Annotated in this window: 17 protein-coding genes and 3 pseudogenes; 7 read left to right on the forward strand and 13 right to left on the reverse strand. The window is 70.6% G+C overall.

Features of this window, described 5'->3' with window-relative positions:
* Positions 1-16 precede the first annotated feature (16 nt).
* Positions 17-1,306 carry an aromatic ring-hydroxylating dioxygenase subunit alpha gene (locus TOK_RS07060; RefSeq protein ID WP_098956993.1) on the forward strand — a complete coding sequence of 430 codons (1,290 nt, stop codon included), beginning with the start codon at positions 17-19 and terminating at the stop codon, positions 1,304-1,306.
* Positions 1,307-1,342: 36 nt separating this feature from the next.
* Complete coding sequence (locus TOK_RS07065) at positions 1,343-2,134, forward strand: IclR family transcriptional regulator (RefSeq protein ID WP_098956994.1); 792 nt, start codon at positions 1,343-1,345, stop codon at positions 2,132-2,134.
* Here the strand turns inward: TOK_RS07065 and TOK_RS07070 are convergent, their stop codons facing one another.
* The gene (locus tag TOK_RS07070) at positions 2,135-2,968 is read right to left on the reverse strand and encodes a 2-keto-4-pentenoate hydratase (RefSeq protein WP_172457454.1); all 834 of its coding nucleotides are present in this window, start codon (positions 2,966-2,968) and stop codon (positions 2,135-2,137) included.
* A gap of 133 nt (positions 2,969-3,101) precedes the next feature.
* Here TOK_RS07070 and TOK_RS07075 point away from each other — a divergent pair, with 133 nt between their 5' ends.
* From TOK_RS07075 to TOK_RS07095, 5 genes are all read left to right on the forward strand, one after another.
* The gene (locus TOK_RS07075) at positions 3,102-4,175 is read left to right on the forward strand and encodes an extradiol ring-cleavage dioxygenase (RefSeq protein WP_098956996.1); all 1,074 of its coding nucleotides are present in this window, start codon (positions 3,102-3,104) and stop codon (positions 4,173-4,175) included.
* Positions 4,176-4,186: 11 nt separating this feature from the next.
* Entirely contained in the window at positions 4,187-4,531 is a 345-nt protein-coding gene (locus tag TOK_RS07080; protein ID WP_253258231.1) for an FAD-dependent oxidoreductase, read from the forward strand.
* Positions 4,532-4,548: 17 nt separating this feature from the next.
* Positions 4,549-4,890, forward strand: coding sequence for a ferredoxin (fdxA, locus tag TOK_RS07085; RefSeq protein ID WP_098956997.1), 342 nt, complete (start codon positions 4,549-4,551; stop codon positions 4,888-4,890).
* 59 nt (positions 4,891-4,949) lie between these two features.
* The gene (locus tag TOK_RS07090) at positions 4,950-6,473 is read left to right on the forward strand and encodes an aldehyde dehydrogenase (NADP(+)) (protein ID WP_098956998.1); all 1,524 of its coding nucleotides are present in this window, start codon (positions 4,950-4,952) and stop codon (positions 6,471-6,473) included.
* Between the two features lie 252 nt (positions 6,474-6,725).
* Complete coding sequence (locus tag TOK_RS07095; protein ID WP_253258232.1) at positions 6,726-8,054, forward strand: LysR family transcriptional regulator; 1,329 nt, start codon at positions 6,726-6,728, stop codon at positions 8,052-8,054.
* Between the two features lie 93 nt (positions 8,055-8,147).
* Here the strand turns inward: TOK_RS07095 and TOK_RS07100 are convergent, their stop codons facing one another.
* The 12 genes and pseudogenes from TOK_RS07100 to TOK_RS33245 all read right to left on the reverse strand — a co-directional run.
* A complete protein-coding gene (locus TOK_RS07100) occupies positions 8,148-8,882 on the reverse strand; it encodes an SDR family oxidoreductase (protein WP_098956999.1) in 735 nt (244 codons plus the stop codon).
* Between the two features lie 455 nt (positions 8,883-9,337).
* On the reverse strand, positions 9,338-10,420 hold the full coding sequence (locus TOK_RS07105) for an ABC transporter ATP-binding protein (protein ID WP_098957000.1): 1,083 nt from the start codon (positions 10,418-10,420) through the stop codon (positions 9,338-9,340).
* Complete coding sequence (locus TOK_RS07110) at positions 10,417-11,472, reverse strand: ABC transporter ATP-binding protein (RefSeq protein WP_253258233.1); 1,056 nt, start codon at positions 11,470-11,472, stop codon at positions 10,417-10,419. The genes TOK_RS07105 and TOK_RS07110 overlap by 4 nt, the downstream gene beginning before the upstream one ends.
* Entirely contained in the window at positions 11,469-12,353 is an 885-nt protein-coding gene (locus TOK_RS07115) for an ABC transporter permease (RefSeq protein ID WP_098957001.1), read from the reverse strand. The genes TOK_RS07110 and TOK_RS07115 overlap by 4 nt, the downstream gene beginning before the upstream one ends.
* Positions 12,353-13,300, reverse strand: coding sequence for an ABC transporter permease (locus tag TOK_RS07120; protein ID WP_098957002.1), 948 nt, complete (start codon positions 13,298-13,300; stop codon positions 12,353-12,355). The genes TOK_RS07115 and TOK_RS07120 overlap by 1 nt, the downstream gene beginning before the upstream one ends.
* A gap of 78 nt (positions 13,301-13,378) precedes the next feature.
* Complete coding sequence (locus TOK_RS07125) at positions 13,379-15,139, reverse strand: ABC transporter substrate-binding protein (RefSeq protein ID WP_098957003.1); 1,761 nt, start codon at positions 15,137-15,139, stop codon at positions 13,379-13,381.
* A 63-nt stretch (positions 15,140-15,202) separates the two neighbouring features.
* Positions 15,203-15,351 (reverse strand): annotated as a pseudogene (locus tag TOK_RS07130) (transposase); the annotation flags it as partial.
* 32 nt (positions 15,352-15,383) lie between these two features.
* Complete coding sequence (locus TOK_RS07135; RefSeq protein ID WP_098957004.1) at positions 15,384-15,629, reverse strand: IS3 family transposase; 246 nt, start codon at positions 15,627-15,629, stop codon at positions 15,384-15,386.
* A gap of 12 nt (positions 15,630-15,641) precedes the next feature.
* Positions 15,642-15,887 (reverse strand): DDE-type integrase/transposase/recombinase, encoded by a 246-nt coding sequence (locus TOK_RS35265; RefSeq protein ID WP_374754863.1) that lies wholly within the window; start codon positions 15,885-15,887, stop codon positions 15,642-15,644.
* A 143-nt stretch (positions 15,888-16,030) separates the two neighbouring features.
* A pseudogene (locus TOK_RS35270) lies at positions 16,031-16,321 on the reverse strand (IS3 family transposase); the annotation flags it as partial.
* Complete coding sequence (locus TOK_RS07150; protein WP_253258234.1) at positions 16,315-16,626, reverse strand: transposase; 312 nt, start codon at positions 16,624-16,626, stop codon at positions 16,315-16,317. The gene TOK_RS07150 and the pseudogene TOK_RS35270, both read right to left, overlap by 7 nt.
* Before the next feature lie 607 nt (positions 16,627-17,233).
* Positions 17,234-17,446: pseudogene (locus TOK_RS33245) on the reverse strand (bifunctional 3,4-dihydroxy-2-butanone-4-phosphate synthase/GTP cyclohydrolase II); the annotation flags it as partial.

The following is a 17,446-nucleotide window of genomic DNA, read 5'->3' on the forward strand; positions in this document are numbered from 1 at the left end:
CGATGGAGCTGGAGACATGACCGAACTGCTCGAACCTGCCGCGCTCACCGGGACCGCCGGGCTGGTCGACGATCGTCCCGCCGAGGGCTTCTTCCGGGTCGACCGCGCCGCGCTCGTCGACGAGGCGGTGTTCGCCGAGGAGCAGAAGGCCGTCTTCGACCGGTGCTGGCTCTACGTCGGGCACACCTCGGAGATCGCCGCCCCCGGTGACTTCCGCGCCCGCACCGTCGCCGGCCGGCCACTGATCCTGTGGCGCGGGACCGACGGCGAGGTCCGCGTGTTCCTCAACGCGTGCCGGCACCGCGGTGCTCAGCTGTGCCGGGTCCCCGACGGCAACGCCCGCGGCATGTCCTGCTTCTACCACGCCTGGACCTACTCCAACGACGGTCGGCTCACGGGGCTGCCCGACGCGGACGGCTACGGGCCGGGGTTCGACCGGTCCCGCTTCGGGCTGAGCTCCCCGCCGGGGGTGGACGTCTACCGCGGCTTCGTCTTCTGCTGCTTCGATCCCGACGCCGTCGACCTGCCCACCTACCTCGGCGAGGCGCGCGACTACCTCGACCTCGTGGCCGACCAGTCCCCGGAGATGGAGGTGGTCGAGGGCATGCACGAGTACTCGATGGAGGCGAACTGGAAGCTGTTCGTCGAGAACAGCCTCGACGGGTACCACCTGATCCCGTTGCACCGCACCTACTTCGACTACCTCAAGGCCACCGAGGACTCCTACCTCGACCCGCGCAGGCCCACCGAGGCCCGCGATCTCGGCGGTGGGCACGCGGTGATCACCGTCGAGGGCCCGTGGGCGCGGCCCGTCGCGCGCTGGACCCCGGCGATGGGCGAGGAGAACCGCGACTATGTCGAGGCGCGCCGGACCGAGCTGGAGGAACGGTTCGACGCGGACCGGGCGCGGCGGATCGCGACGACGGACCGGAACCTGCTCGTCTTCCCGAACCTGGTCATCAACGACATCATGGGCGTCGTGATCCGCACCATCACCCCGACCGCGGCGGGCCGCACCGTGATCGCCCAGTGGACGCTCGCGACGAAGGGCGAGCCGGAGTCGGTGCGCGCTCGCAGGCTGGACTCCTACGTCACCTTCCAGGGTCCGGGCGGCCTCGCGACGCCGGACGACATGGAGGCCTGCGAGTCGTGCCAGCAGGGCTTCGCCACCGCGGCGGAGTCGCCGTGGTCGGACATCTCCCGGGGGATCCACAAGGAGGCCGCCGGCGGCCCGTTCACCGCGGCCGACGAGGTCCAGCAGCGCGCGTTCTGGCGGCGCTGGCGGGACCTGCTCGGCTTGCGCTGAGCGACCCGCCCGTCGGGACCACCGAGGATCCACGGAATGCGAATCAGTGCCGACGAGGCCGGGGAGCACCGGTCCGTCGGCGACCGGCTGCTCCTCATCCTCGACGCGGTCGCCGAGTCGTCGGGCGAGGTGGGGCTCAGCGAGCTCGCCCGCCGGACCGGACTGAAGAAGGCGACGGTGCACCGGCTCGCCGCGGACCTGGTCGCCCACCGGATGCTGGAGCGGGGCGGCTACGGGTACCGGCTGGGGCTGCACCTGTTCGAGCTCGGTCAGCACGTGCCCGCCTCGCGCCGGCTGCGGGCCACGGCACTGCCCTACATGTCCGACCTGCTCGTCGCGACCGGCGAGATCGTGCAGCTCGGGGTGCTCGACGGCACCGAGATCATCTATGTCGAGAAGCTCACCGGCCGGCACAGCGTTCCCGCCCCGTCGGCCGTCGGGTCGCGGCTGCCCGCGTACTGCACGGGGCTCGGGAAGGCGATCCTCGCCTTCAGCGACGAGAGCGCCATCTCCCGGGTGGTCGGCGCGCCGATGCCCGCCCGCACCAGCACCACCATCACCGACGGGTCCCGGTTCCGCCGCGAACTCGAGCGGATCCGGGAGACCGGCCTCGCCTACGACCGCGAGGAGGGGACCCGGGGGATCGTCTGCGTGGCGGCGGCGATCGTCGTCGAGAGCTACGTGGGCCGCGACGGGAACCGTGCCGTCGCGGGCCTGTCGGTCACGGGCCCGGCCCAGCGGTTGCAGCCGGTCCGGCTGGAGGCGGCGGTCCGCACCGCTGCACTCGCCATCAGCCGCAGCCTCGGCCACCCGCAGCTCGGCCGGTGATCAGACGACGGCCCCCGCAGGGAGGAAGGCGGCGTCCGGCTCGCCCGCCGGTCTGCTCACCGAGACGGTGGTGCCCCGGCCGAACCGCGCCGACAGGACCCGCCCGGCCCGCAGCGGTGTCGCGGCGGTGAGACCTCCGGTGATCACCAACTCGCCGGCCCGCAGGTGGCGGCCGCGCGCCGCGAGCTCCGCAACCAGCCAGGCCACCCCGTGCAACGGGTGCCCGCTCGCCGCGGCCGACACGGCGGTGGCCAGCAGCGCATCGTCCTCGGTCAGCTCGACCGGCACCCGGTGGCAGCGGAGCGGGTCGACGTCCAGGGCCGGGCCGAGCACGACCCCCGCCGCCGAGGAGCCGTCGGCGGTGTTCTGCTCGGCGGAGAACCGGTAGTCCCACCAGATCGAGTCGACGATCTCCAGACAGGCGCGGACCTCGGCGACCGCATCCGCGACCTCGGTGATCAGCAACCCGGGCCCCGACAGGTCCCGGGCCAGCACGATGCCGATCTCGGGCTCTACCCGCGGATGCAGGAACCCGGCTGCGGTGGCCCCGTGGTGCAGCACCATGTCGTCGAGCAGCGGGCCGAAGTTGGGGTCGGACACGCCCATCTGCCGGCGCATCACCGCCGATGTGTAGCCGAGCTTCCATCCGACGTGGCAGCGGCCCTCGTCGAGCCGCAGCGCCGTCAGCCGGTCCTGCACCGCGTACGCGTCGGCCGGCGACAGCGCAGCGGTCTCGGCGGTCGCGTCGAGCAGGACATGCCCGGTTCGCGCGTGGTGCAGGACGTGGGCGAGCCGCGCGGTGTCGGGCGCCTGGGTCTCGATCAGGTCGGTCACGGCTCCGATCGTCCGGCGTGGTGGTCCGCTGCGGTAACCCGCCGGTCCACTGGCCGGTCCGAGCCGTGGTCGCGGCCGCCGGGGCTTCCGAGACTCGACGGCACAACCCGCTCGACGACGAGGAGGAGCACCCATGGCCGAGATCCTGGGACTCGGGGTCACGCACTACCCACCCCTGAGCGGCACGGACGACAACCTGACCAGGGTCTTCCGCGGCGCTCTGGCCGATCCGCGGCTGCCCGCCGAGCTGCGCGACCCGGCGTCCTGGCCGGAGCGGGCCCGCCGGGAGTGGGCGGACGACGAGGGTGTCGCGGCGGGCAAGGCCCATCGCGCGGCGCTGCTGGAGGGCTTCCGCCGCATCCGCGCGACGCTCGACGAGTTCCACCCCGACGTCGTGCTGATCTGGGGCGACGACCAGTACGAGAACTTCCGCGAGGACCTCGTGCCGCCGTACGCCGTGCTGGCCTACGAGGACAAGGTCGTCCATCCATGGCGGCACGCCGACGAGTCCTCGAACATGAGGGGCAAGCCGAACGTCTGGGGCGAGGACGAGGACACCGCGCGCACCATCCGCGGCCACCGGCCGTTCGCCAGGCACCTCGTCGAGGGACTGATGAACTGCGGCGTCGACGTGCCCTACGCCTACGAGCCGCTGCACCACCCGGGCTTCGCCCACGCGTTCCTCAACACCGTGCTCTACCTGGACTACGACCGCCAGGGGTTCGACTACCCCGTCGTCGCCTTCCCGCTGAACTGCTACGGCCGCAAGGTGATCAGCTACCAGGGCAACATCTCCCCGCTCGGCGTCGAGCGCGAGCTCGACCCTCCGTCGCCGAGCCCGTCGAGGATCATGGACGTCGGCGCGGCCGTCGCCCGGATCTGCGCCGACAGCCCGTTCCGGGTGGCGCTCGTCGCGAGCTCGAGCTGGTCGCACAGCTTCCTGGTCGACTCGACGTTCCGGCTGTTCCCGGACTCCGCGGCCGACGAGCGCATGTACGACGCACTGGTGACCGGGGACCACTCCGTCTGGGAGAACGCGACCCTCGCGGACGCCGAGAAGGCAGGCCAACAGGAGCTGCTGAACTGGTGGGCGCTGGTCGGGGCGATGCGCGAGCTGGGCGTCGCGCCCAGCTGGACGACGTTCGCGGCGTCGAACATCTTCGTGTCCAACAAGGTCTTCGCGATCTACGACGGCGCGGCCCGGTGAACGCCGCAGCGGTGACCGACGTCGCAGTGATCGGCGCAGGGCTCACCGAGGTCGGGTGCGACAGCGTGGTCGCCGCGCTGGGCTTCGTCGCCAACCCAGGCCCGCTGCTCGGCTGGGGCTTCGACGTGACCGACCGCAAGATCGTCGTCGACACCGCGATGCGGACGTCGCGGCCCGGCGTCTTCGCCGCGGGCGACGTCTGCAGCTGTCCCGGGCGCGTTCCGCTGATCGCGGTCGGTTTCGGCGAGGCGGCCACCGCCGTCAACCACGCCGCGGTCCACCTCGACCCCACTGTCTCGACCTTCCCCGGCCACTCGACGGACGCCCTCGTCGCCGAGGCCGGCCTACTCATCTGAGCGAGAGGGGCACCGCCATGACCTACGTCGTCACCGACGCCTGCGTCGACGTCCTCGACCGGTCCTGCCTCGAGGAATGTCCGGTCGACTGCATCTATGAAGGCGACCGGAAGATGTACATCAACCCCGTGGAGTGCATCGACTGCGGGGCGTGCGAGCAGGCCTGCCCTACAGCGGCGGCCGTCGCCGACCGCACGATCGCCGGCACGGATGCCGCCTGGAACACCACGGACAACGCGGCATTCTTCGACGTCGTCCTGGCCGGCCGTGACGCACCGCTCGGCACCCCCGGCGGCGCCACGCACCTCGGCCCGACCGGCGTGGACACCGAGGTCGTCGCCGCGCTGCCACCGCGCTGACCGAAGCGCCGACCGTCACCGCGCTGACCGTCACCGCGCCGATCTCCTGGAGGACCCCCATGACCACCACCGAACACCGGCCCGTCACCGGCACCGATCCCCGCACCGGGCTCGACCTGCCCCCGGAGGTGGTCGAGAGCACCGACGACCACATCCGCGACGTCGTCGGGGCCGCCGCCGACGCAGCACCGGCCATCGCCGCACTCGACCGGGCCGCACGGGCCCGCCTGCTCGGCGCGCTCGCAGACGCGCTGGAGGCCGCCCGCGCGCCGATCGTCGAGATCGCCGACACGGAGACCGCGCTCGGCGACACCCGGCTGAACGGCGAGCTGACCCGCACGGCGTTCCAGCTCCGGTTCTTCGCCGACGTCCTGACCGACGGCGGCTACCTCGAGGTCACGATCGACCACGCCGGCCCGACGCCGATGGGACCGCGCCCCGACCTGCGCCGGATGCTCGTCCCGATCGGCCCCGTCGCCGTGTTCGGCGCCAGCAACTTCCCGCTCGCGTTCTCGGTGCCAGGGGGCGACACCGCGTCGGCGCTGGCCGCCGGCGACCCGGTGGTGGTGAAGGGTCACGGCTCGCACCCCGGCACCTCACGGCTCGTGCACGAGGTCCTGACCGCGGCGCTGGAGGCCGCCGGGCTGCCGCGCGGGACGCTCGGCCTGGTGTTCGGGCGCCGGGCCGGGCAGGAGCTCGTCGCACACCCGGCGATCCGGGCCGTCGGATTCACCGGGTCACTCTCCGGCGGGCGGGCCCTGCTCGACATCATCGATGCCCGCCCGGAGCCCATACCGTTCTACGGCGAGCTCTCCAGCCTGAACGCCCTGGTCGTGACCGAGGCGGCCGCACGCGAACGGGCCGGCGAGATCGGCGCAGGTCTCGTCGCTTCGGTCACGGGGTCGGCGGGCCAGCTCTGCACCAAGCCGGGCCTCGTCCTCGTCCCGGACGGGCCGGCGGGCGACGCCGTCGTGACCGCGGCGGCTGCCGCCCTCGGGGGCGCGAGCGTCGTCCCGCTGCTCAACGAACGCATCCACCGGTTCTACGTCGACGACACCGCCCGGCTCGCGTGCGCCCCCGGTGTCACGGTCGTTGCCGCCGGCGACGCGGCGGACACGGGGTTCGCAGTGGCACCGCTGCTCGTCACCGCCCGGGCGGACGACCTCCCGGACGAGGTGTTCGCCGAGTACTTCGGGCCCGCCGCCGTCGTCGTCCGCTACGCCGCGACCGCGGGGCTGACGGCCGTCCTGCGCCGGCTTCCCGCGTCGCTCACCGCGACCGTCCACACCGGTGCCGGCGAACCGGTCCCCGAACTGGCCGGCGTCCTCGCCGGGACCGCCGGCCGCCTCGTCTTCAACGGTTACCCGACGGGTGTCGCCGTGAGCTGGGCCCAGCACCACGGCGGGCCGTGGCCGGCGACGAACAGCCTGCACACCTCCGTCGGCGCGACCGCGATCCGCCGGTTCCTGCGCCCGCTGACCTGGCAGGACGCTCCGGCCGACGTGCTCCCGGACGAACTGCGCGACGTCCCGGTCGTCGGCGTGCCCCGCCGCGTCGACGGACGCCTGGTGCTCCCCGGCTGACGGCTCGGACGGCGGTCCGCTGCACGGACCGGACCGCCCCGACGATCTTCGATCCACCCGATGCTCACGCAGCCGAATCCGGCACACTTCCCGAGAGGCCCAAAGGTGCGTCCATGAGTATCCGCGACGTGATCGACAGATCGCCCATGACGAGGTTCCAGGTCATGGTCGTGGTACTCCAGTGAGCGCGGCCGCGGGACCTCGACTGCGTTCTTCGCGGTCGGGCTCCCGCTCCGCGGCGTGGTCGGGGGCATGATCGCCGCGCTGGTCACCGCCGGGTACGGGTGGCGGGCGACGTTCCTGCTCGGCGCCGTGCTCAGCCTGGTCACCGTCTCGGCCATGGCCGCGGTGCTTCCCGAGTCGATCGACTACCTCGAGGCTTCCCGGATTCCTCGACGACGCGACAGCGTGGGACCGGTTCCGGAGGCCGACTCCCGAATCCCGTCCGCGGTCGTCTCCGCGTCGGCGGAGGTCTGGAACGAGGGCGACGCCACCGGGTCGTCCCCCCGCCTGCACGGGCCCGGCACCGGTCGTCAGCGGAGCGGACGACGTGTTCGTGACCCCGAGCTCGTCGCCTGCGGCGTGACCGGACGCTTCGCCTGGTCGGGCCCGATCTCTGGGACGATCGGGACGGGAACGTCGCCGCCAGCGATCGGAGGTCGGATGCCGCGTGACCTCGACCTGCGCAAGGTGCGCTACTTCCTCGCCCTGGCCGACGAGCTCAACTACGGCCGGGCCGCGCACCGGCTGCACATCACCCAGCCGGTGCTAAGCCGTCAGATCCGCGCGCTCGAGTCCGAGCTGGGCACGCCACTGTTCGTCCGCGACCGGCGGCGGGTGGATCTGACCGCGGCCGGGTCGGCCCTGCTCGCGGACGCGCCCACCCTGCTCGCGGCCGCCGACGCGGCCCAGCGCCGGGTCGTCCGCGCCGGGCGTGGCACCGACACGTTCACGATCGGCTTCATGCCCGGGCTGATCGTCACCACCGCCGCGACGGCCATGGAGGCGCGGCACCCGGGGCTGCGGGTCGAGGTGCTTCGCACCGGCTGGGACGACCAGGTCGAGGTGCTGCGCGACGGCCGCGTCGACGTCTCCTACGTCCGGCTGCCCGTCGACGAGCGCGGCCTGCGCCTGACCGAGGTCGCGCGGGAGTCACGGGTCTGCGTCGTCGCCACGTCACACCGGCTGGCGGGCAAGGACGAGGTCACCCTAGTCGACCTCGCCGACGAGCACCTGCTGCAGAACCCGGACGCCGTCCCCGAGTGGCGCGACGTCGCCCGGGAGATGCGCGAGCGGGTCCCGCGGCCGGCCGAGGAGGACCGCTACAGCGTCGAGGAGAAGCTGGAGCACGTCGCGCGCGGCCGCGGGATCGCGGTGCTGCCCGAGTCGGTCGCGGCGTTCTACACCCGTCCCGACATCGCCGTCGCGACGATCACCGACATCGGGCCCAGCCGGGTCGCACTCGCATGGGAGGCGGCCCGTCGAAGCCCGCTGATCAGAGATTTCGTCGATGTCGCCGCGAAACCCGGCAGGCCCTGCGCCGAGTTGCCGGCGGCCTCGCCCGACGCCTCCGGCGGGTGACACGGCGCCGCGGGCCGGCACCACGTCTGTACGTGCGTCACCCCGTGCCGGGGGTACGCGGCGACGACAGCGGGTGCGCCGTCGCGACGCGGCTCAGGCAAGCAGTGCTCCGCCGTCGACGGCCGTCACGGTGCCCGTCGCGAACGGCTGGGACATGACGTAGAGGTAGGCCAGGGCGGGGTCGTCGACCTCGCCGATCCGGCCCAGCGGCACAGAGGCCGCGGTGCCCGCGTAGAACGCGTCTCGATCGGCGGCGGGCAGGGCGTCCCACATCGGGCTGCGCAGGACCCCGGGCGACACCGCGTTGACCCTGATCCGCGGGGCCAGCTCGACCGCCAGCGCCCGGGTCAGCGCGTCGACCGCGCCGACGATCGATGCCGCGACTGACCAGCCAGGGCTGGGTCTTGCGCCGGCCGATCCCGTGGTGAGGGTGATCGAGCCGCCGTCGCGCAGGTGCGGCAGGCCCGCATGCACGGCGGTGAGCGCGCCGAAGTAGCGCAGCTCGAAGAATGTGTGCGCACGAGTGGTGTCCAGCTCGCCGATCGGCATGAGCGACAACGGTTCCCCGGCTGTGAACACGAGATGGTCGATCGCGCCGAGCTCGTCGAACACGGCGCGGACGGCCGTCGGGTCGGTGAGATCGGCGGCAACGCCGCGCGCGGACCCGGGCAGCCCGGCGAGTGCCTTGTCCACACTGGTCCGTCGGCTGGAGACGACGGTGACCTGCGCGCCCGCTCCGGCGGCCAGCTGCGCCGTCGCGAGCCCGACACCCGACGTGCCGCCCAGGACGACGACCTCGGTGCCGGTGAGTGAACTGCTGACGTCCATGACCCTGTCCCTACCTGCGAGAGTGCACCGGCGGCTCCCGCCGGTGACTTCACGGTGCGCCCGGGGCGAGGGCGGCGTCCAAGACCCTTCCGGTCGGCTGTGATGCCCGATGGGTATCAGTCGGGCTGGGATGCCAGGCCCATCCCCCCGCACCTGCCCTCCGGCAGTGCCGGCTTCATCGCCACACCCCTTTCCTGCAGGCACATCGACCACGTCATGCCGCAGAACTCGAGCACCTGGATGCACTACTCGCGCTCGCGATGGATGTGCGGAGGCGGGCAGGCGACGTCACCGCGCGCCAAGTGGGCTCGCACAGGAAGAAGCCGCCGGTCCTGAGGTGCGGGTCGACCCCAGCCTGCGTGAGCGAGGTCGCCGCCTGCGCGGAAGCCTCATGGAGCTCCCCGCCGTCAGGGTGGTGAGGCCGGACCGGACACCATTACCTGCGCGTGGGACTGTCAAGGCCCTGTCTGAGTGGGTGCAGCTGCGGATGATCTCGGAGTCCTGTCTGGCGTTTCTTGCCCCTCGCTCAAGTGACAGGCGACCGCGTACCCACCGCCGTCGGGTTCCAGCACCGGATCGACCTCGTGGCATACCGGTACAGCATGCGGGCACCGGGTGACGAAGTTGCAGCCTTGCGGCGGGTGAGCGGGGTCAGGGACGTCGCCGGTCAGCACGATCCGCGGACGGGTCCGCTGGATCAGCGGGTCAGGCACTGGGATCGCCGAGAGCAGAGCGCGGGTGTAGGGATGCCGGGGCTGGAGGTAGACCTGGTCGGCGGGGCCGATCTCGACGATACGGCCGAGGTACATCACCGCGATCCGGTCGCTCATGTGCCGGACGACGCTGAGGTTGTGGGAGATGAACAGATAGGTGAGGTCGAGTTCCCGTTGTAGGCGGCGCATGAGGTTGAGCACGTCCGACTGCGTCGACACGTCCAGGGCGGACACGGCCTCGTCGGCTACGAGGAGGCGTGGGGCCAGGGAGAGTGCCCGGGCGATGGCAACGCGCTGGCGTTGCCCGCCGGACATCTCGGACGGGTAGCGGCCGAGGTGGTCCGGGCGCAGGCCAACGAGGCTCAGCAGCTCACTGCCGCGGTTCTCGCTTTCGCGGCGGGTCGTCTTCTCGAAGATCCGCAAAGGTTCGGTAACCGATGCCCCGATGGTTTTGGTGGGGTCAAGAGATGCGTAGGGGTCCTGGAAGATCATCTGCAGGTCTCTGCGGCGGTGTCGGAACGCCGAGCGTGACTCGATGAGCAGGTCCTGACCGTCGAAACGCAGTCGTCCGGAGTCGGGTTCGAGCAGACGCAGCAGGAGCCGGCCAGTGGTGGACTTGCCGGATCCGGACTCGCCGACGATGCCGAGTGTCTCGCCGGCCCGAATGGTGAAGCTGACGCCGTCGACGGCGCGGACCGCGGTGCCGCGCCTGCCCAGCAGGCTTCCGCCACCGCGGCGGAAGGACTTCCGTAGGTCCTCGACCTCGAGGAGCGGGGCTGGCTCGGCAGCGGCCGAGGTCGCCTGGGCCGCGGCTGGCTGTCTCACAAGGTTCTCCCGTCCAGGTCGGCGCGGGCTGCCCCGACACGGTCGTCGACCGTCCGTGACAGCTCGTCGATCTCGCCGCGCTGGATGCGCAGGCAGCGGCTGGTGTGGGCGCCGTCGACGGGGACGAGGTCCGGCTCGGCGATGTCGCAGAGCCCTTCCTGCGCGTGGCTACAGCGAGGGTGGAATCGGCAGCCGGGGGGCATGCGGTCGGCGCGGGGGACGACGCCGGGGATGGAGCTCAAGTCCAGTCCGGTGTGCGCGGCCTGGGGCATGGCCTGCAGCAGCCCAGAGGTGTAGGGGTGCCGGGGCGAGCCGAACAGCTCGACCGTGTCGGCTTCCTCGACCGGCTGCCCGGCGTACATCACGGTGACGTCGTCGCAGAAGTCGGCGACCACCCCGAGATCGTGGGTGACCAGCAGCACCGCCATCGACGTGGTCTCCTGCAGCTCCCGCAGCAACGCGAGGATGGAAGCCTGGACGGTGACGTCGAGGGCGGTGGTGGGCTCGTCGGCGATCAGGAGTTTCGGACGGCACGAGATCGCCATCGCGATCATGACGCGCTGGCGCATGCCGCCGCTGAAGGTGTGCGGGTACTCGAGCGCGCGTCGTGCAGCAGCCGGGATACCGACCTCACCAAGAACCTCAACGGCTCGTCGCCAGGCATCCTTGCGTGAGGCGCCAGTGTGCACCCGGACCGTCTCGGCAATCTGCTCGCCGACGGTGTAGGCCGGGTTGAGGCTGGTCATGGGCTCTTGGAAAATCATGGCGAGCTCAGTTCCGCGGAGCGGGCGCAGCTGCCGGTCGCTGAGGTCGAGCAGATTCTGGCCGGCGAGCTCGATCCGGCCGGTGGGGATACGGCTGTGCCGGCGCGGCAGCAGCCCCATTGCTGCCAGGGCAGTGACGGTCTTCCCCGACCCGGACTCGCCGACCAGCGCGCGGGCCCCGCCGGGTTGGACGTCGAGGTGTGCCCCGTCGACGACTCGCTGCCAGCCGTCATCGGAGGCGAACTCGACGCGCAGGTCGCGAATTCGCAGCAATGCCTCCGAGCTCACCAGGTGCCCCGCTCTCGGCCGATGGCGTCGCGGATGCCGTCGCCGAGAAGGTTGAAGGACAGGACCATGCACATGATCAGCAGGCCGGGGACGACGACCAGCCAGGGTCCGAGGAACTGCTGCTCGAACGCGGTGCGCAGCATCGCCCCCCAGCTCGGGTCGGGTGGCTGAATGCCGAGCCCGAGGAAGCTCAGCGAGGCCTCGGCAAGCAGCGCGAACGACATCAGCAGGCTGGTCTGCACGAGCAACGGCGAGCGGATGTTCGGCAGCACGTGCACCGCGACCGTGCGCAGCCTCGAGCAGCCGACGACCGTGCTGGCCTCGATGTACGTCTCCTCCCGTACCGCGAGCGTGGCCCCGCGCACCACCCGGAACAGTCGCGGCGCCGAGGCGAGGCCGACGGCAAGCATGGCGTTGACCAGCCCCGGGCCCAGCACCGCGATCACCGCGAGGGCGAGGACGAGCGCGGGGATCGAGTTGACCGCGTCGGCCAGCCGGCCGAGCACGGAGTCGACCCGGCCACCGACGAAACCGGCGGCAAGCCCGAACGAGACGCCCAATGCGAGAGCCACACCGACCGAGATCAGTGGCGCGATCACCGAGACCCGGCTGGCGAGGAGAGCCCGGCTGAGCACGTCGCGCCCGAGGTCATCGGTGCCGAACACGTACGGCCACCTGAACGGTGGCAGGTAGCGGCTGTCGAGGTGCTGCAGGTTCGGGTCGAACGGGGCGATCACCGGCGCGAATACCGCGCACACCACGACGAGCCCAAGGAACACCAGACACGCCAGGTTGACCTTGCTGCGCAGCACCCGCCGCGCGAACACCCGCATCGGCGAGCGCGTCGGGCTCGCTGCCGGCACGGGCGCGTCCACGACCATCACGACTGCCTCACCTTCGGGTTGAAGTACAGGTAGGAGGTGTCGACCAGGAAGCTGACGAGCAGCACGAACAACGTGATCATCAGGACGAGCCCCTGCACGACCGGGAAGTCCTGGTTGAGCACGGAGTCGATCGCGAGGGTGCCCAGCCCGGGCAGCCCGAAGATCCGCTCGATCACGATGGCGCCGCCGACGAGCGCGCCGAACTGCAGGCCCAGCACCGTCACGACGGGGATCGCGGCGTTCTTCAATGTGTGCTTGACGACGACCACCCGGGTCGGCATGCCCTTGGCCACCGCCGTGCGGATGTAGTCCTGCCCGCCCACATCGACGACACCGGCGCGCGTCTGCCGGGTCACCTCCGCCGCGGTGATCGTGCCGAGGGCGACGGCCGGGAGCAGCAGGTGCTGGAACCATCCGGTGAGACCGCCCTCGGCGATCGAGATGTATCCCGCGACGGGGGCGAGGCCGAACTGGAGGGCCACGACGTTGACCAGGATCAGGGCGAGCCAGAAGCTGGGCATCGAGATCCCCAGGGAGGCCACCGTCGTCGCGATGCGGTCGAGAGCACTGCCCGGGCGCAGGCCGGCGAGGATCCCGAGGAGCAACCCGACGACGACTGCGAACAGCATCGCCAGCAGGGTCAGCGACAGCGTCACCGGCAGCGCCTCGACGAGCGAGGTGAGCACTGAGCGGCTGCTGAGCAACGAGGTGCCCAGGCCGCCCTGCGCGACGTGCCACAGCCAGCTCGCGTACTGGACGAGGAACGGCCGGTCGAGCCCCAGCTGCCGGCGGACGAGCTCGATCTGCTCGGCGGACGCGTTGTCGCCGGCGGCGACCGAGGCAGCGTCGCCAGGGACGAGATAGGTCAGCGAGAACGTCAGGAAGCTCACGATGAGCAGCACCGGGACGATCGCGATAATTCGCCGGCCGACGATCGTGACCATCGTCGGTCCTCCTCTGAAGGCTCGGGGGCAGTCGGGACGGTGGGCGGGGTCGCCGGGATCGCCGGCGACCCCAGCCCGTCAGGTGGTCCTGACCTTCGCGGCCCCGCGCAGCACGTCGCTGCCTGCGGCCCCGTCGAACCTGTCCAGACCGACGACGTCGTCCTGGTGTCCCAGCGGCAGCGCGTGGTTGCAGAGGTAGACGTGGACCGGGCCGAGCTCGAACGCTCGAGCGAACACTTTGTCGTAGAGCGCGGTGCGGGCGTTGATGTCGAGCGGGCCCGCGGCTTGGTCGATCAGGGCCGTCAGTTCGGGATCGGTCAGGTTCCCCGGGTTGGACGACCCGCCCTTGAGGTAGTGCTGGGCGGCGAAGACGGACGGGTCGGTGTAGGAGGCACCGTCGCCGGCGTAGGAGTCACCCTCGCCCTGTCCGAACAGGACGCGGGCCTGGACCACGTCAACGACCCGCAGGTTCACCTTGATCCCGATCTCGGCGAGGTTCTGCTGGAAGAGGACGGCGCGGGTCTGGGTCGTGGGGACCCCAGGCACGAGCATGTCCATCTCGAAGCCCTCGGGCAGCCCGGCCCGGGCGAGCAGTTCCTTGGCCTTCGCGACGTTGCGCGTGTAACCCCACTCCTCGCGTTCGGCGTCGACGGTGGCCGAGTGGGCGAAGTAGCCCTCGGGAAATGGCTGGACGGTCTTGACGCAGTCGCCGTTGAAAGCGATCCGGGAGGTGGCGTCGCGGTCGATGGCCAGGCTGATCGCCTGTCGAACCTCCTTCGAGCCGAGCTTGCTGCGCGTGGGGTTGAGCAGGATCCGGGCGCCGGAGATGCTGTGCGCGCGGAAGAGACGGATTCCCGCGGACTCGGCCTCCAGCGCGGCGGGCCCCGCCAGCCGGGCGTAGTCGAGCGCGTCGGTGCGTAGCAGGTTGACCACACCGGACCCGTCGTTGACGGAGAAGACGAGGGTCTTGTAGCGGAATGCTTCGGAATCCCAGTAGTCAGCGCGACGGGTGAAGACGTACTCCGTCTTGGGCCGGAACCCGGTGAGGACCATGGCGCCGGCGCCCACGGGCTTCTGGTCGAGGTCGGGGTTCGCGAACGCAGCCGGCGACACCATCATCCCGACCCGGGAGGCCAGCACGTTCAGCAGCGCACCGCCCGAGCCTGTCACGCGGATGGTCACGGTCGACGCGTCGACTACGTCGACATCGGTGATCATCAGGATGTCGTTCTTGAGCCGGGACTTCTCGTTGGTTCGGTAGCGGTCGAGGTTTGCCTTCACCGACGCTGCATCGAAGGGCGTTGCGTCGGAGTAGGAGACCCCCTGGCGTAGCTGAAGCGTCAACGCCTTGCCGTCAGGAGAGAGCTGCCAGGAGGTCGCCAGCTGCGGCACGGGCGCGCCGGCCTCATCGACAGCGGTCAGTCGGTCGTACGCTGGGGCGAGCCACGGCATGTCCAGTTCGGACTGGCTGGTCATGGGGTCGAACGAGGTCGGCGGCGCCGTGCCGGCGTACCGGATCGTCCCGTCGCGGTCGATCTCGCCTTGGGCAAAGCCGGCATCGCCACCGTTGGCGGAGTCCGACTGCGAACGCGTCCCACCGCCGCACGCGACGAGCAGCGCCGCGACGAGGACCACCAGCACAGGCGCCAGAATCCGCTGCCGTGAGGCGAGGCGCGGATGGCGTCTCCGCCGGTTTGAAGCCGAGTGGGCCATGGACTCTCCTACCGCCGAGTGAAGGGCCGAGATCGGGAAGTCGAACGATCGACTGGTCGAGCCGTCATACTGATGGGATCCAATCCTTGCGGCAGAGTATCCTGACAGAAGGCTTCTGGCTACCATTCGGCGTGGCGGCCATCCCTACGGAACTGCTGCACCCTGGACGGTTCGCGGGGAGGAACCTGATGTCGCCCCGATCGCCGCGATCAGACCGGCGTGAGCATCGGAGGTGACCAACCGGACCCTGGACAGGCCGCGGGCGGTGAGATCGCGGAGAGGCCCAACCAGCCCGCGCCGTCCTCGGCTGAGCTGACCCGCATCCCGAGGATCTCCCGGTTGAGGTTCCCCCGGTAGCTCGGAGTGCTTGCTACCTGGCGGGTGCCGGGTCGGCCCCGTCGATGGGTGTTGCGGGTTGATCGTCCAGGACGCTGGTCTGGGTGCGCCAAGTGGCCTCGTACTCGTCGGGTGAGCGCCACCCGAGCCCGGCCTGGATGCGTTCAGTGTTGTACCAGCCGTCAATGTAGGCGAATAGCGCGTTCTCGGCCTGTTCGCGGGTGCGCCATGATGTCCGGTAGACGAGCTCGGTTTTGAGTGCGGAGAAGAAGTTCTCCATGAGAGCGTTATCTTACGAATCGCCGACTGACCCCATCGACGCTAGGATTCCGTGATCTTCTAGGCGTTGCCCGAAGCGCAGAGACGTGTAATTCGAGCCGCGATCCGAGTGATGGACGACCTGGTCTGCGCGGACATTACGAGTCCAGACCGCATACTCGAGCGCGCCGAGGATGAGGTCAGTGTCGCAACGATCTGAGCAGCGCCACCCGACGATCCGGTTGGAGAACGCGTCGCGGACCGCGGCCAACCAGAACACGCCCTCCCCGCAGGGGATGCGTGTGGCGTCGGCGACCCACAACCGGTCGGCGCCGAGGCGGTGAAGTCCCGGTTGACCAGGTCTGGGGCCGGGGTATGGCGCGGGTCCTGCCTGGTCGAGGCTGCGCGCCAGCGCTTGCGCAGGAACGCGCCCTGCAGCCCGTGCTCGCGCATCAGCCGCTCGACCCGCTTGCGGGAGACGTGCCGTCCGCGGCGGCGCAGGGTGGCGTGCACCCGTGGAGCGCCGTAGGTCGCGCCGGAGCGGTCGTGGATCTCGCGGATCTGGTCGAGCAGCTCGGTATCAGCACGGCGGCGCTGCGACGGGTCGCGTTGCTGGGCGAGCCAGCCGTAGTAGGTCGATGCGGCGACACCGAGAACTGTCAGGATCGGGGCGATCCCGAACTGGCCCTTCAGGGCTTCGACAGCGGTCACCACTTGCGCCTTGCCGGGTCCATCTCCTGGGCGAAAAAAGCACTCGCCGCCTTGAGGATCTCGTTGGCCCGGCGGAGTTCGGCGTTCTCCTTGCGCAGCCGGCGCAGCTCCTCGGTCTCGGAGCTGGTCGGGCGGTCGTGGCGCTCACTGTGGTCGGCCTGGTCCTGGCGGATCCAGTTCCGCAACGCTTCGTGGTGCACACCCAGCTGCTCGGCCAGCCGCCGGATCACCGGCTTGGGGTCAGACTCCCGGTAGAGCCGCACCGCGCGCTCACTCAGCTCATCGGGGTACTTCTTCGGTGCTGCCATCGGAGACTCCCTTCACGGCCCTTCAGCCATGATCGTCGGTCTCCGAGCAAGCGGGGGAACCTCATACCGTGCCGGGACGCCCCCTTGCAGGGGAGCACATCATTGGGGCCAAATGCAGTAGCAGCCCATCCCCCGCGTTCCAGGTCGAGGCTATCGGTTATGACGCGACGCCGCCGCTGGTGGCTACTCCACAGCCCGTCGCGATCTGCAGCAGATTGTCGCGGAACGGGCGCAAGTCAACCGATAGGCAGATCAGCCAGTCGAGGTCGCGATCGGACTGCTACTGGATCAGCTCGATGATCCAGCTCGACATAGCCCTAATGCCACCTGAGCCCGCAGCACTGACCCGGTACAGCTTCGCGGAATCCTTTGCGAGATCAACCCGGCTACCTGGCGGGAAATGCGCGTCGCGCCCTTCACACTCCGCGATGATCGGCGTTGTCTGCGCTGGAGTTGCCATGCGGAGCGATCTCCCAAGGCCGGTCACCGTTACCATCTTCCTGTTGCCGGGGTCGTCGACCCCCGGCTTTGTACGCAGGTGGTGGGCGCGGAGCGCTTTGGCCGTCCGATCCATCCCAACCTCAGAGGCGCCTGAATGGCAACCGACTCACCGCAGCCTGTGTCCGTCGATCGTGGCACTGGCGGCTATGACGCCGAGACCGTGTGTTACATGGGCCTCGATTCTGAACTGCCTGTCGCTGCTTGCCCGGCCGTCAACCTTCTCGAGTCGCGCCTGGTGCGAGTTGGAGGGCGCCACCCGGGCGTGGATCGTGAGCCCGTAGCCTTCGAGCCCGGCGCGCTTCTCGGGGTTGTTGGTGAG

It is taken from the genome of Pseudonocardia sp. N23 (assembly GCF_002583555.1).
GTDB lineage: Bacteria > Actinomycetota > Actinomycetes > Mycobacteriales > Pseudonocardiaceae > Pseudonocardia.

Coding starts and splice junctions, on each gene's coding strand:
- TOK_RS07060 (WP_098956993.1), top strand. CDS start 17: ATGACCGAACTGCTCGAACCTGCCGCGCTCACCGGGACCGCCGGGCTG.
- TOK_RS07065 (WP_098956994.1), top strand. CDS start 1,343: ATGCGAATCAGTGCCGACGAGGCCGGGGAGCACCGGTCCGTCGGCGAC.
- TOK_RS07075 (WP_098956996.1), top strand. CDS start 3,102: ATGGCCGAGATCCTGGGACTCGGGGTCACGCACTACCCACCCCTGAGC.
- fdxA (WP_098956997.1), top strand. CDS start 4,549: ATGACCTACGTCGTCACCGACGCCTGCGTCGACGTCCTCGACCGGTCC.
- TOK_RS07090 (WP_098956998.1), top strand. CDS start 4,950: ATGACCACCACCGAACACCGGCCCGTCACCGGCACCGATCCCCGCACC.
- TOK_RS07095 (WP_253258232.1), top strand. CDS start 6,726: ATGATCGCCGCGCTGGTCACCGCCGGGTACGGGTGGCGGGCGACGTTC.
- TOK_RS07100 (WP_098956999.1), bottom strand. CDS start 8,882: ATGGACGTCAGCAGTTCACTCACCGGCACCGAGGTCGTCGTCCTGGGC.
- TOK_RS07115 (WP_098957001.1), bottom strand. CDS start 12,353: ATGGTCGTGGACGCGCCCGTGCCGGCAGCGAGCCCGACGCGCTCGCCG.
- TOK_RS07120 (WP_098957002.1), bottom strand. CDS start 13,300: ATGGTCACGATCGTCGGCCGGCGAATTATCGCGATCGTCCCGGTGCTG.
- TOK_RS07125 (WP_098957003.1), bottom strand. CDS start 15,139: ATGGTAGCCAGAAGCCTTCTGTCAGGATACTCTGCCGCAAGGATTGGA.
- TOK_RS07135 (WP_098957004.1), bottom strand. CDS start 15,629: ATGGAGAACTTCTTCTCCGCACTCAAAACCGAGCTCGTCTACCGGACA.
- TOK_RS07150 (WP_253258234.1), bottom strand. CDS start 16,626: ATGGCAGCACCGAAGAAGTACCCCGATGAGCTGAGTGAGCGCGCGGTG.